Raw genomic sequence first — 13,018 nt, 5'->3', positions numbered from 1 at the left:
GGTTTCGTCCCAGTGCCCAACAGGCTAAGAATGACCGATAGGGCGGATGGGGCCTAGCAAAAAGGCGATGGTTAAGACCGAGATGAGCATACAAACTCCGCCCAAGGTCAGAGCCGCGGCAAATCCCGCCATTTCGGCGACCAAGCCTGTTAAGATCGGCGAGACGATGGCTGCCGCTGCCCCTGCGGTGTTCATCAATCCCCCCAGTCGACCCGTAAGCTTTTCGGGAGCGATATCCTGAGGGAGAGTCCATAAGATGGCTGCAGATGCCGATTCAGCGGCCATAGCGATGATCAAAAGGATGGCCGCGGTGTGGACAGATTCGACAAAGGCGGCGAAGATGACTGACGCCGCCACCAATTGCGTGATAATCAATATAAATTTTTTTATTTTTGTTGGAGAGTGTCCACGACTGATAAAAAAATCAGATGTCAATCCGGCCAGCGGCTGCGCAATCATCCCGGCAATCCAAGGGATGGTGGCGTAAAAAGCTACGGATGTCAATGATAGATGACGCTCCGTGACAAAGTACATAGGCAACCAAGTCAAATACAAATAATAAAGGTAATCCTGCAAAAATTTGATGATCAGGATGGCCCATGTGTTGCGGTGTTTTAGCAAAATACGAGTGGAGGCCGTGGGTGAGGTTGGTTTTGGAGTCAGTGGAGCATGTTCTTGGTAAGTGGCCAACCATATCAAAACAAAACCCAATCCACCCAACCCCGTTGCCAAAAATGCGCTTTGCCAATCGGGACGGGTATCGCTTCCAAATGTGAGCATCAACCATGCCATCAGCCCTGGTGTCACAGCGTACCCCAAGCGTAATCCGGCCAAATAAATCCCTGTCGCCAAGCCGCGCTCGGTTGTGGCGAAATGTTCGCGCACGACTTTGGTCGCAACGGGGAAGTTGGCCGACTCACCGATCCCTACCAACGTTCGACTCACCAGCAACGTACTAACATTGCGGGCTAATCCGGTCATCGCGCATGCGACGGACCAAAGCGTTGCGGCCCAGCCGTATACTCGCTTGGCCCCGAAGCGATCGACCAACCAACCGGATGGAAGATTACACAACAAGTAAGTCCAGCCGAATGACGAAAGGATCAACCCCATGGTGCTCATATCGAGATGAAGTTCCTGCGCGATATACGGACTGGCAGTTGCTAAGCTTGAACGGTCAATCGCGTTAATTAGCGTGCCGCTGAAAATCAATAGCAGAATCCACCACTGTTTGCCGGTAAAATGATACTTCATTTGGACACCTCGCGCTCCCCATGAGACGTGGGTAATTGTTTATGAATAACTTTATGCCTTGTATCTGCGTGAAAGACTACGTCTTGGGCGAGGTGGAAATTATTGGTCTGGAAATTAGTATAAAAAAATGTTGTTTTTAAATTGGGTTCGTGATATATTATTTCTTGTCGCCGCGATGCGGTGATAACAAAGAGAGACGTACCTTGAAAATTAGATATGGAATAAAGCAACGAGGTTAAGAAGGAGATCCTTCTTAGATCGTCGATGTTGCAAATCACCGAGGAGATACCGAGCGGCATAGCAATATGCCGGATAAACCTGGTAGGTTAAGCTACTAAGGGCACACGGTGGATGCCTTGGCGCTAGGAGCCGATGAAGGACGGGACGAACTCCGATAAGCTTCGGGGAGCTGTAAGTAAGCTTTGATCCGGAGATTTCCGAATGGGGCAACCCACCAGCTTGAAGAGCTGGTACCGCCACCTGAATCCATAGGGTGGTCGGGGGCAGACCAGGGGAACTGAAACATCTAAGTACCCTGAGGAAGAGAAAGCAAACGCGATTCCCTGAGTAGCGGCGAGCGAAACGGGAACAGCCCAAACCGATGGCACAAGGCCATCGGGGTTGTAGGACGTCTCACACGGAGTCACAAAGGGAGCGAATAGGTGAACTGGTCCTGGAAAGGCCGGCAATATAAGGTAACAGCCCTGTAACCGAAATTCGTTCCCCTCCGAGACGGATCCTGAGTACCGCGGGACACGTGAAACCCCGTGGGAAGCTGGGAGGACCACCTCCCAAGGCTAAATACTCCCTAGCGACCGATAGTGAACCAGTACCGTGAGGGAAAGGTGAAAAGCACCCCGGGAGGGGAGTGAAAGAGAACCTGAAACCGTGTGCTTACAACCAGTCGGAGTCCCCTTGAGGGATGACGGCGTGCCTTTTGTAGAATGAACCGGCGAGTAACGGTTGCGTGCAAGGTTAAGGTGAAAAGCTGGAGCCGCAGCGAAAGCGAGTCTGAACAGGGCGCTTCAGTACGTAGTCGTTGACCCGAAACCGGGTGATCTACCCATGTCCAGGATGAAGTTCCGGTAACACGGAATGGAGGTCCGAACCTGTTGGTGTTGAAAAACCATAGGATGAGGTGTGGGTAGGGGTGAAATGCCAATCGAACCCGGAGATAGCTGGTTCTCCCCGAAATAGCTTTAGGGCTAGCCTCGGATCAAGAGTCATGGAGGTAGAGCACTGATTGGGCTAGGGGCCCCCACAGGGTTACCGAACTCAGTTAAACTCCGAATGCCATCGACTCATGTCCGGGAGTCAGACTGCGAGTGCTAAGATCCGTAGTCAAGAGGGAAACAGCCCAGACCACCAGCTAAGGTCCCCAAGTAATCGTTAAGTGGCAAAGGATGTGGAGTTGCCCAGACAACCAGGATGTTGGCTTAGAAGCAGCCACCATTCAAAGAGTGCGTAATAGCTCACTGGTCAAGTGACTCTGCGCCGAAAATGTAACGGGGCTAAACGATTCACCGAAGCTGTGGATGCCGCCACATTCACTCTGTCTTTCATGATCGTCGGCGAAGGACATTTGCCGAAAACATCTTTTCGGCTAAATGCCATAGCGAAACGATGTGTGGAAGCTGGAGTGAATGCGGTGGCATGGTAGGGGAGCGTTCCAAGCAGCAGCGAAGCTGCTTCGTGAGAAGTGGTGGAGCGCTTGGAAGTGAGAATGCCGGTATGAGTAGCGAAAAGAGGGGTGAGAATCCCCTCCACCGTAAGCCTAAGGTTTCCTGAGGAAGGTTCGTCCGCTCAGGGTTAGTCGGGACCTAAGCTGAGGCCGAAAGGCGTAGGCGATGGACAACAGGTTGATATTCCTGTACCACCTATTTTCGTTTGTACGATGGGGGGACGCAGGAGGGTAGGGAATCGCGCGACTGGAAGTGCGCGTCCAAGCAGTGAGGCCGAAAGGATAGGCAAATCCGTCCTTTCTACAGGCTGGGCTGTGATGGCGAGGGAAATTATCAGTACCGAAGTTCCTGATCTCACACTGCCAAGAAAAGCCTCTAGGAGAAAATAGGTGCCCGTACCGCAAACCGACACAGGTAGGCGAGGAGAGAATCCTAAGGTGCTCGGGAAAACTCTCGTTAAGGAACTCGGCAAAATGACCCCGTAACTTCGGGAGAAGGGGTGCCCCGGTAGGGTGAAAGCCCGAGGGGGCCGCAGTGAAGAGGTCCAGGCGACTGTTTAGCAAAAACACAGGTCTCTGCTAAGCCGCAAGGCGATGTATAGGGGCTGACGCCTGCCCGGTGCTGGAAGGTTAAGGGGAAGGGTTAGCGCAAGCGAAGCTCTGAACCGAAGCCCCAGTAAACGGCGGCCGTAACTATAACGGTCCTAAGGTAGCGAAATTCCTTGTCGGGTAAGTTCCGACCCGCACGAAAGGCGTAACGATCTGGACGCTGTCTCAACGAGAGACCCGGTGAAATTGTACTGCCAGTGAAGATGCTGGCTACCCGCGACAAGACGGAAAGACCCCGTGGAGCTTTACTGTAGCCTGATATTGAATCTAGGTACGACTTGTACAGGATAGGTGGGAGTCTGAGAAGCCGGAGCGCCAGCTTCGGTGGAGACGCCGGTGGGATACCACTCTGGTCGTATCGGGGTTCTAACTCGCCGCCGTCACCCGGCGGGAGGACCGTGTCAGGTGGGCAGTTTGACTGGGGCGGTCGCCTCCTAAAAAGTAACGGAGGCGCTCTAAGGTTCCCTCAGCGCGGTCGGAAATCGCGCTCCAGAGTGCAAAGGCAGAAGGGAGCTTGACTGCGAGACCTACAAGTCGAGCAGGGACGAAAGTCGGACTTAGTGATCCGGTGGTTCCGAGTGGAAGGGCCATCGCTCAACGGATAAAAGCTACCCCGGGGATAACAGGCTTATCTCCCCCAAGAGTCCACATCGACGGGGAGGTTTGGCACCTCGATGTCGGCTCATCGCATCCTGGGGCTGTAGTAGGTCCCAAGGGTTGGGCTGTTCGCCCATTAAAGCGGTACGCGAGCTGGGTTCAGAACGTCGTGAGACAGTTCGGTCCCTATCTGTCGTGGGCGTAGGAAATTTGAGAGGAGCTGTCCTTAGTACGAGAGGACCGGGATGGACGCACCTCTGGTGTACCAGTTGTTCCGCCAGGAGCACCGCTGGGTAGCCAAGTGCGGACGGGATAAGCGCTGAAAGCATCTAAGCGCGAAGCCCCCCTCAAGATGAGATTTCCCATTCCCCTGTGGAAGTAAGACCCCTTGCAGATGACGAGGTTGATCGGTCCGGGGTGTAAGCGCAGCAATGCGTTTAGCTGACGGATACGAATCGGTCGAGGGCTTATCCTACTTCATCTCTTCATCTTGCAACGCGCTTTATTCCATTCTAATTTTGAAGGTGTGGCTAAAGAAAATCTGTGGTGACGACTGCAGAAATCCTTTTGGGTGACCAAAGGAATGCTTTATGTAACATCTTCAGCCATTAATTAAATAAATCGTCTGGTGATGATGGCGGAGGGGATCCACCCGTTCCCATACCGAACACGGAAGTTAAGCCCTCCAGCGCCGATGGTACTTGGGCTTAAGCCCTGGGAGAGTAGGTCGTTGCCAGGCCATTATAAAACCCCGCTTCAGCTTGAAGCGGGGTTTTCATTTGAAAACCATATAATGCAGTAAAAGATAGCTTTTAGTGACGAGGGGAATAGACCACAATCACTATATGATCGATCGAAAATGGTTGATCTGGTTATGGCAGTTGACAATACCACCTTTAAAATCACTATAATATTTTTTATTATAAGACTTTAATTTATCTACTTGTCATGCTGATAGATTCATGTTAATATAACAAAGTCGCTGCTGATTGAGATAATAATTTCCAGCAAAGGAAATAGAAGGAATTATATCTGGCCCGTTGGTGAAGCGGTTTAACACACTAGCCTTTCACGCTAGCATGCAGGGGTTCGAATCCCCTACGGGTCACCAAACTTGGACGCTTAGCTCAGCTGGGAGAGCATCTGCCTTACAAGCAGAGGGTCGGCGGTTCGATCCCGTCAGCGTCCACCATAAGGAGCTGTGGTGTAGAGGCCTAACATGCCTGCCTGTCACGCAGGAGATCGCGGGTTCGAATCCCGTCAGCTCCGCCATATTTCTTGGCGGCCGTGGCGAAGTGGTTAACGCACCGGATTGTGGCTCCGGCACTCATGGGTTCGATTCCCATCGGTCGCCCCACTTCACAGGTACATAACAAACGGCTCGGTAGCTCAGTCGGTAGAGCAGAGGACTGAAAATCCTCGTGTCGGCGGTTCGATTCCGTCCCGAGCCACCATCCAATTTGGACCCGATTTGATACGCCAAAAAATCTGTGTGATAACCCCTGCTTCATCCGTATGTGTTTGCCAGGCGGATAGGTAGGGGTTTTATTATTATTGGTAGAAAATCCTCAGATACCCGGGATACGACGCGAAAATGATTGCGAAGAAATTTTCTACGAGGATAGTACAAAGTACAGAAGATAATTAACATTCGTTGCGGTCGCCTTCTATGAGGGTGACCGCTTCATTATGTATAATATAAGATTCAAAAGTGGATGAGCAATTGAAAAAGTTATTGGTTGACTTTGAAGCGTTTCTAATGGGTTTAATACCTGCTCTGTACGGAACTGCTGCTTCACCAAATTACACAGCTAATTTCCACTTATTAGAGCGTTATGGATGTGTTACGAAAGGGATAAACCAGCACACCGATGCCGAGTTTTTTCTCTTTTTTCAATCGGAACAGATGAAAGAAGACTTTCTAAAAAAGCTTGCTAGCGTAGAGCGTCTTTCTCCTGAATTCCATGAATTTGATGAATAGGCCAGCGGCGGGAAAACATTTATCATTCGCTTCACTTGTGCATCGTCGCCCCTCGAGAAAAGTTTTTTTGCACTACCTCCCTATCAATTTGATTTACCAGACACGCCCTGGCGACTTGGTCGAACAGGTTTTACAAATCGTGTATAAAACGATGTGATTAAGGAGATATATTTAATAAAAGTATTGACTTATGATACGTATAAATGATAGAATCATTTTTGTCGCCGCAAAGAGCGGTGCAAAATGAAACAAAGCGTTCCTTGAAAACTAAAGAGTGACAACGTGACCTGTCAATTCGATGAAACACTTAACACTTTAGTGTTTAGTGTTTCACAACTCCGCGAGCTTTGCTCGGCGGAGTATCAACTTCGAGCATAGACTCAAACCTCAGTTTCACACTTCGGTGTGAAACCTTTAACGGAGAGTTTGATCCTGGCTCAGGATGAACGCTGGCGGCATGCCTAATACATGCAAGTCGTGCGGGGGTCTTCGGATCCTAGCGGCGAACGGGTGAGTAACACGTGGGCAACCTGCCCGTAAGACTGGGATAACTCCGGGAAACCGGTGCTAATACCAGATAATCTCTTTCTCCGCATGGAGAAAGAGTAAAAGGCTTCGGCCACTTACGGATGGGCCCGCGGCGCATTAGCTGGTTGGTGAGGTAACGGCTCACCAAGGCGACGATGCGTAGCCGACCTGAGAGGGTGATCGGCCACACTGGGACTGAGACACGGCCCAGACTCCTACGGGAGGCAGCAGTAGGGAATTTTCCGCAATGGGCGAAAGCCTGACGGAGCAATGCCGCGTGAGTGATGACGGCCTTCGGGTTGTAAAACTCTGTTCTGAAGGAAGAAGTTCTGACGGTACTTCAGGAGAAAGCCCCGGCTAACTACGTGCCAGCAGCCGCGGTAATACGTAGGGGGCGAGCGTTATCCGGAATTATTGGGCGTAAAGCGCGCGCAGGCGGTCATTTAAGTCAGGTGTGAAAGGCTGCGGCTCAACCGCAGAGCGGCACCTGAAACTGGATGACTTGAGTGCAGGAGAGGAGAGCGGAATTCCCGGTGTAGCGGTGGAATGCGTAGAGATCGGGAGGAACACCAGTGGCGAAGGCGGCTCTCTGGCCTGTTTCTGACGCTGAGGCGCGAAAGCGTGGGGAGCAAACAGGATTAGATACCCTGGTAGTCCACGCCGTAAACGATGAGTGCTAGGTGTCGGGGGGTCCTACCCTCGGTGCCGAAGGTAACCCATTAAGCACTCCGCCTGGGGAGTACGGCCGCAAGGCTGAAACTCAAAGGAATTGACGGGGGCCCGCACAAGCGGTGGAGCATGTGGTTTAATTCGAAGCAACGCGAAGAACCTTACCAGGGCTTGACATCCCGCTGACCGCTCCAGAGATGGAGCTTCCCTTCGGGGCAGCGGTGACAGGTGGTGCATGGTTGTCGTCAGCTCGTGTCGTGAGATGTTGGGTTCAGTCCCGCAACGAGCGCAACCCTTATCGCTAGTTGCCAGCATTCAGTTGGGCACTCTAGCGAGACAGCCGGTGAAAGCCGGAGGAAGGTGGGGATGACGTCAAATCATCATGCCCCTTATGTCCTGGGCTACACACGTGCTACAATGGCCGGTACAATGGGTCGCCAACCCGCGAGGGGGAGCTAATCCCACAAAACCGGTCTCAGTTCGGATCGCAGGCTGCAACTCGCCTGCGTGAAGCCGGAATCGCTAGTAATCGCGGATCAGCATGCCGCGGTGAATACGTTCACGGGCCTTGTACACACCGCCCGTCACACCACGAGAGTTTGCAACACCCGAAGTCGGTGAGGTAACCTTTTGGAACCAGCCGCCGAAGGTGGGGCAGATGATTGGGGTGAAGTCGTAACAAGGTATCCCTACCGGAAGGTGGGGATGGATCACCTCCTTTCTAAGGAGCTCTTTCTAGAGCAAACAAACGGAATCCCCGACGAGCAAAGCTCGCGGGACGTGAAGGACTAAGTGCGAAACGCACTAAGCCCTTCAACGCAGGTCACGTGATACTCACTCTTTAGTTTTCAGGGAATGCGCTCAAAACCACTTCTGCTTATGCAGAGGTGGTTTTTTTATAATGAATGGGCGCGGCAAGAAAACCGAATGACTGAAATATACCGATGTGCCTAGTGCTTTGGTGAACAGAGGAAGATGTGTTTTATTTGAGAAGATAAGTAGAGTAACATTTTTGAATGAACGCAACACGAGCTATTTGATAAGATGAATATAAATGTGCTGAAGGAGGGATAGAGTGAAATGGTTGTACGACCGAGACATCATCAGTGAGCAATTCGGGCAGGCAAGTGCCAAGTTTATTGAGATTGTAGATGGGGATACAGCTAAGTTTGAGATAGACGGCAAGGTGGAGTCAGTCCGATTTCTTCTCGTCACCCGAAACCCAGATAGAGCAAGGTGCGAAGAGTATAACGTCTTATCAATTAATTATCATGTGATCCGTGAATGTGGTATACGGCAAAAGATGTTATAACAGAAGTGGTGCATTACTCGCTATCACCCATTTCCGTACAATTAAAATGGTTAAGCTTAGCTTTGAGTTGCAACCATCATGGTATTGAGAAAGGTGTGTTTTTTTATGAGAGTGGAAGTGACGTTTCATATTGCTGATGAAATGTTATTGCCTTACGACTTGAATTATCCGATTAGCAGCTTTATCTATCACTGTGTGATGCAAGCGGATCCCGATCTTGCACAATGGTTGCATGACACAGGCTTGGAGCATCGCGGGAAGAAGTATAAACCCTTTGTCTTTTCTCGCTGCTATTTTACCTCCAGAATTAATCTGAAATCCGCCATGAAGGTAAAAGGGTCACTTGCATTCCAGTTGGACTCCATCAAGCCGGAGATCGTGCAACGTTTTATTGAAGGGGTTTGGAAAGTGGGACAATTAACTTTACATGACGCTATATTCCCGCTGGCAGATGTGCGAATTTTGCCGCCAGTACCCTTTGAGCGCAAGATGGTGTATCAGGCGTTAGGCTCGATTGTGGTGCCAACACAGATTGACGGGCAAGTCATCTATTGTCATCCACTGGACAGCCAGTTTTATGACAGTATGCGTTTCTCATTGAAAAATTGGTATACTTTGCGCTGGAATGAAGAGTTTCCTGAGGAGGAGATATTGCGCATCCAACTTTATCGCCCTGAGAAATTTCATTTAAAAAAAGCGGCCGTCCTTACTCGATACAAAGAGAAAAATTTGAAAGGGTATCAAATCCCCTTGGTTATTGAAACCTCGACTAAGATGCATCAGGTGATTTATGAAAGCGGATTAGGCTCCTATGGTTCCCAAGGGTTTGGCATGGTGTCTCCTCTTAATGAGAGAGGTTGAAACTCACCAGATGCCATGATTAGACAATCTTACTATGAATAAAAGCGCCTTATTAAAGGCGTTTTTTCAGTCTTCAAATTCTTGACAATTAACCAATCCATTGATGAAGGTTTTGAAATCCTTTGAGAGGACCGTAATTTTAGGTTGATCGGGATTTTCAACATCAACATGGATAACTCGGGGCTCACCATTTCTTCCGCATTGACTATAATCTAACATGACGGCATCATGACCAGCTGATGGACAATCACATATTACAAATCCTAAATGAATGGGATAACCCCAATCTTCATCAATGCTTCGGACATCTTCGGAATCAATGCCTTCCTCTCCTCCAAGGCCACGGATTTTTTCGATTGCAATATGATTCTTGGCCCAAGAGGTTGGAACCGTTGTTGGAAAGCAAGAGTTGACAGGGATTCCGCCATTTTTGGTTTTGATTAGTTCTATATAAGAACGGGGAAGTTTGAAATTTAACTTTTGTTCTGCCTGTGCGATCATTTCATCTGTCACTGAAACGGGATTAGTATATTGATCGCATGGTAGCCAAAAACCTTTAAAATGCTTTCTCATGTTACCCACCCATTTTTAAAAAATAAAGTTTCATGATGATAATGCCAAAAAGATGGTAACATGTGCAGGTTGTTTGCGGTATGAGGTGGCTTATGTATTTATATTTTTTTAAAAAAATTGTCAACACGAGGAGTGTTCTGTTATGATTTAATTGAAAGATTCACCATGAAAATAACTTTTTTGGGTTAGTTTCCGTGGGAAGTTCAGTCGGATGAATCCTTGATACTATCACTTTGATGGAGGTTTTGCTCATGTTTCAAGTCCGAGTGAAAAGTCAGTTGAAATTATTCACCTCCGTTATTCTCGCGATGCTCATTTCGATGGTGACAGCTTTGCCTGCATTTGCGGCCACTCCAGGGAAGACGGTTAATGCGTCGGCAACACTCGCATACAACCTCAAAGGGCTTAAGCACAATGTGGCTGTTCAAAAAGCTTATATTGCTTCCAAGTATATTTACGTAACGCAACGGTCTGGGGGTACATGCTATCTTTCAAGATTGCTTATTAATGGGCGTGACGCTACATACGTTGATGAAATGACTGTTACCAATGCGGGTCATTGTCAAACATTAGACATGTACACATACAATGGTAAAAATTATTTTTATTTCAGTTCGAAAGCAGATCCTTCAACGTCCTATTACTGGTCCCTCCAAGTGGCAAGACTGCAATACTCACCCGGCGCGAAATATAATTATACCGATCTTCACCGGTTTACCTATATGAATTATGCCAATAAGACCGGCACAAGACTAGGTGATACGTACCGTGTCGATGGTGGTGGCAATAGTAACTACACGATTTTCCGAGTCCAGACCAAACAAGGAACTGTAACTTGGTCCATTTATGACACAGTGGCATTAAACCGGCTTCTTGACAGTAATAAACAGGTACAGATGAATAGCGCGGAGGCGAAGAAAGCCTGTGTTGGCAGCTTTACGCAGTCGGGCAGTGGCATAGTCAGACCGAACGGTTCTTTCCAAGGCGTTGATATGCTCAGTAATACGAAGATTTATACGTCAGGTGGCGCAGAAGGCGAAACTCCGCAAATTGCCATGATGTCAAACACGGGTGCATATAAAACCCTTGTGAAAATTACCAATGTGGGGACTCATGAAATTGAGGGAGTACAGACGAAGAACGGGAACGTTTATTTTACAATCGTTACAGACCCGGTGAACAAGAAAAATACACAAAAAATTTACTACGTATCTGATAGCATTTTTTAACTGGGTAGATGCTGCGGAGAACCCTTTCCCAGTGAGCTTCGTCATGCGAGAAGCGAATGAGGAGCTGCTGTTCTGCTTTCGACGGGGTTAGCTCGCGTCATCATTATTCCATGGAAAAGAAAATGCCAGAGCCAATCACTAGAGTGTCAGGCAAATCAAGTTGACAGTGAAGGCCTGGCATTTTTTATTTGCTATTTACCATACTAACTTTCTTATACTACGGAATTTCGAATAAGCGTAGATAGATGATGAGATCCTTGTTCACGAAATAACTCAGCTAATTTTTTTCTTCCTGCAGCACCATTTTGTAAGATGTATTGCAGCTCTTGTGAGGTGAGTATTTTGATGCTTACCAAACGTATATCACTGGCTGGACCGATTATACTGGTTGGAATTTGCTCAGATTCGAGACCGAGCAAGACACCTACGCGGCCTTCCTCATTACTGAAAGGTTCTGGTACATCTAAATACGAAAACTCCATTGACAAAACACCATGACGCTCCAATAACTCTTTTACACCTCCATGATGAGCAAAGTTTTGAGCAACTTCGTATAGCAACTGAAATTGCCATGTTTGATCGAGTTCAGCAATGTTTTTGCGAAGGGCAGGATCGTCTGATTCAAGGTAACACTCCAATGAAAACCCTTGGTTGGGTTCCTCAACATCATCAAACGGATCAGACAAGCCGTCACTTGCCAAAATGATGGAATTCGGAGTCTCTATTTTCACAAATGCTTGTCTCAATGCCGGCCATCTAGGCCCACCTCTAAAAGCTGGATTGATGAGGTGGGTCAACACATCTGGATCTATTTTTCCAATTGTTTTCCAAAAGTTGTTTCTCACAGAAACGGTTGCGTTGAACAAATCATCTTTCATGATGCATACCTCCTTGGGGTCATTTGAATATCACAATATGTTATTCTTTTATTGGTTGTAAAGCGGTGATTAGGTGTTACTTGGCATGCGGGAGGAATGTTATTGAAACTTCGAAAAGAGTTGGAGTTGAAACCAATATCTCCAGAGTGGAAAAGCATTATCAGATCAAAAGTTCAACGGATTATCCATTTGTTGGAAACGAAACAACCTGTTGATAAAGAGATAGAAGAGTTCAACCAACTAACAGGAAAAGATTATATCGATGTTGACTTTATGCATCAGGAAGCCATGGATTTAGAAACGTTTGTTGACCTTGCTTCATTACCTGTTCCAAGTAAAGTGGAGGATATCACGACAGAAGAGTTGATTGAAATTGTCACCAGGGCTATGGATGTTGAAACATATGGAATTGAAACGCACTATTATATAGAACTCTTTGATATTCATGTTCCTATGCCCAATGCTTCCAACCTGATTTTTTATCCGGACGAAACGTTTAAGGTTAACAGGGGTGACGATGGTCTCACCCCGGAAGAAATAGTGGAGAAAGCGTTGGCATACAAACCGATATGCTTATAATGGAATGATTTATGTGTGGCGTTTAATTGTTAACCAAGGAGGTTTGACATTCATTTTAGGTCGTGTTTTGAATATTGTAATCAAGAAAAAGAAGTGCAAACTGACTACAATCGGGCACTTCATTTTTTGTGTCGATTTGGTTTTGCATCTCAAGATGGAATCCATTGTGCTTATAAAATCGCCTACTAATTTTATACGACAAGTATCTTGCATTCCTGCTGGAGCGAGGCTCATTCACCTCGTGCAAGTATGCCTTGGTTCCAATTG

At 48.0% G+C, this 13,018-nt stretch carries 8 protein-coding genes, 5 tRNA genes and 3 rRNA genes; 13 read left to right on the top strand and 3 right to left on the bottom strand.

Annotated elements, in window-relative coordinates; all coding sequences use genetic code 11:
• Window positions 1–24 precede the first annotated feature (24 nt).
• Entirely contained in the window at window positions 25–1,254 is a 1,230-nt protein-coding gene (locus NYR52_RS10110) for an MFS transporter (protein WP_259435581.1), read from the bottom strand.
• Between the two features lie 324 nt (window positions 1,255–1,578).
• Here NYR52_RS10110 and NYR52_RS10105 point away from each other — a divergent pair.
• The 11 genes from NYR52_RS10105 to cas6 all read left to right on the top strand — a co-directional run bounded on the left by NYR52_RS10105 (window position 1,579) and on the right by cas6 (window position 9,492).
• Window positions 1,579–4,616 (top strand): 23S ribosomal RNA (locus tag NYR52_RS10105).
• Between the two features lie 149 nt (window positions 4,617–4,765).
• Window positions 4,766–4,880, top strand: a 5S ribosomal RNA gene (rrf, locus tag NYR52_RS10100).
• A 295-nt stretch (window positions 4,881–5,175) separates the two neighbouring features.
• Window positions 5,176–5,252, top strand: a tRNA-Glu gene (locus tag NYR52_RS10095).
• 5 nt (window positions 5,253–5,257) lie between these two features.
• Window positions 5,258–5,333: transfer RNA gene (locus NYR52_RS10090), tRNA-Val, on the top strand.
• A gap of 3 nt (window positions 5,334–5,336) precedes the next feature.
• Window positions 5,337–5,413 (top strand) — tRNA-Asp (locus NYR52_RS10085).
• A gap of 9 nt (window positions 5,414–5,422) precedes the next feature.
• A tRNA-His gene (locus tag NYR52_RS10080) sits at window positions 5,423–5,498 on the top strand.
• A gap of 21 nt (window positions 5,499–5,519) precedes the next feature.
• A tRNA-Phe gene (locus NYR52_RS10075) sits at window positions 5,520–5,595 on the top strand.
• A 269-nt stretch (window positions 5,596–5,864) separates the two neighbouring features.
• Complete coding sequence (locus NYR52_RS10070; RefSeq protein ID WP_259435580.1) at window positions 5,865–6,122, top strand: hypothetical protein; 258 nt, start codon at window positions 5,865–5,867, stop codon at window positions 6,120–6,122.
• Window positions 6,123–6,536: 414 nt separating this feature from the next.
• Window positions 6,537–8,040, top strand: a 16S ribosomal RNA gene (locus NYR52_RS10065).
• Between the two features lie 354 nt (window positions 8,041–8,394).
• Window positions 8,395–8,631, top strand: coding sequence for a hypothetical protein (locus NYR52_RS10060; protein ID WP_259435579.1), 237 nt, complete (start codon window positions 8,395–8,397; stop codon window positions 8,629–8,631).
• Window positions 8,632–8,736: 105 nt separating this feature from the next.
• Window positions 8,737–9,492, top strand: a complete 756-nt coding sequence (gene cas6, locus NYR52_RS10055) for a CRISPR-associated endoribonuclease Cas6 (protein WP_158283424.1) — start codon at window positions 8,737–8,739, stop codon at window positions 9,490–9,492.
• 66 nt (window positions 9,493–9,558) lie between these two features.
• Here cas6 and NYR52_RS10050 read toward each other — a convergent pair whose 3' ends face one another.
• The gene (locus tag NYR52_RS10050; RefSeq protein WP_259435578.1) at window positions 9,559–10,065 is read right to left on the bottom strand and encodes an SMI1/KNR4 family protein; all 507 of its coding nucleotides are present in this window, start codon (window positions 10,063–10,065) and stop codon (window positions 9,559–9,561) included.
• Between the two features lie 251 nt (window positions 10,066–10,316).
• On the opposite strand from NYR52_RS10050, the gene NYR52_RS10045 reads away from it, so the two are divergent.
• The gene (locus NYR52_RS10045; protein WP_132223875.1) at window positions 10,317–11,294 is read left to right on the top strand and encodes a helveticin J family class III bacteriocin; all 978 of its coding nucleotides are present in this window, start codon (window positions 10,317–10,319) and stop codon (window positions 11,292–11,294) included.
• Between the two features lie 212 nt (window positions 11,295–11,506).
• Here NYR52_RS10045 and NYR52_RS10040 read toward each other — a convergent pair whose 3' ends face one another.
• Window positions 11,507–12,172 (bottom strand): suppressor of fused domain protein, encoded by a 666-nt coding sequence (locus tag NYR52_RS10040; RefSeq protein WP_259435577.1) that lies wholly within the window; start codon window positions 12,170–12,172, stop codon window positions 11,507–11,509.
• 102 nt (window positions 12,173–12,274) lie between these two features.
• Here NYR52_RS10040 and NYR52_RS10035 point away from each other — a divergent pair, with 102 nt between their 5' ends.
• Complete coding sequence (locus tag NYR52_RS10035; protein ID WP_259435576.1) at window positions 12,275–12,751, top strand: bacteriocin immunity protein; 477 nt, start codon at window positions 12,275–12,277, stop codon at window positions 12,749–12,751.
• The last annotated feature ends 267 nt before the right edge of the window (window positions 12,752–13,018 follow it).

Source organism: Laceyella sacchari, from assembly GCF_024927925.1.
Classification (GTDB): domain Bacteria; phylum Bacillota; class Bacilli; order Thermoactinomycetales; family Thermoactinomycetaceae; genus Laceyella; species Laceyella sacchari.
Note: the sequence above shows the minus strand (reverse complement) of the source record. Positions and strands in the feature narration are given on the sequence as shown.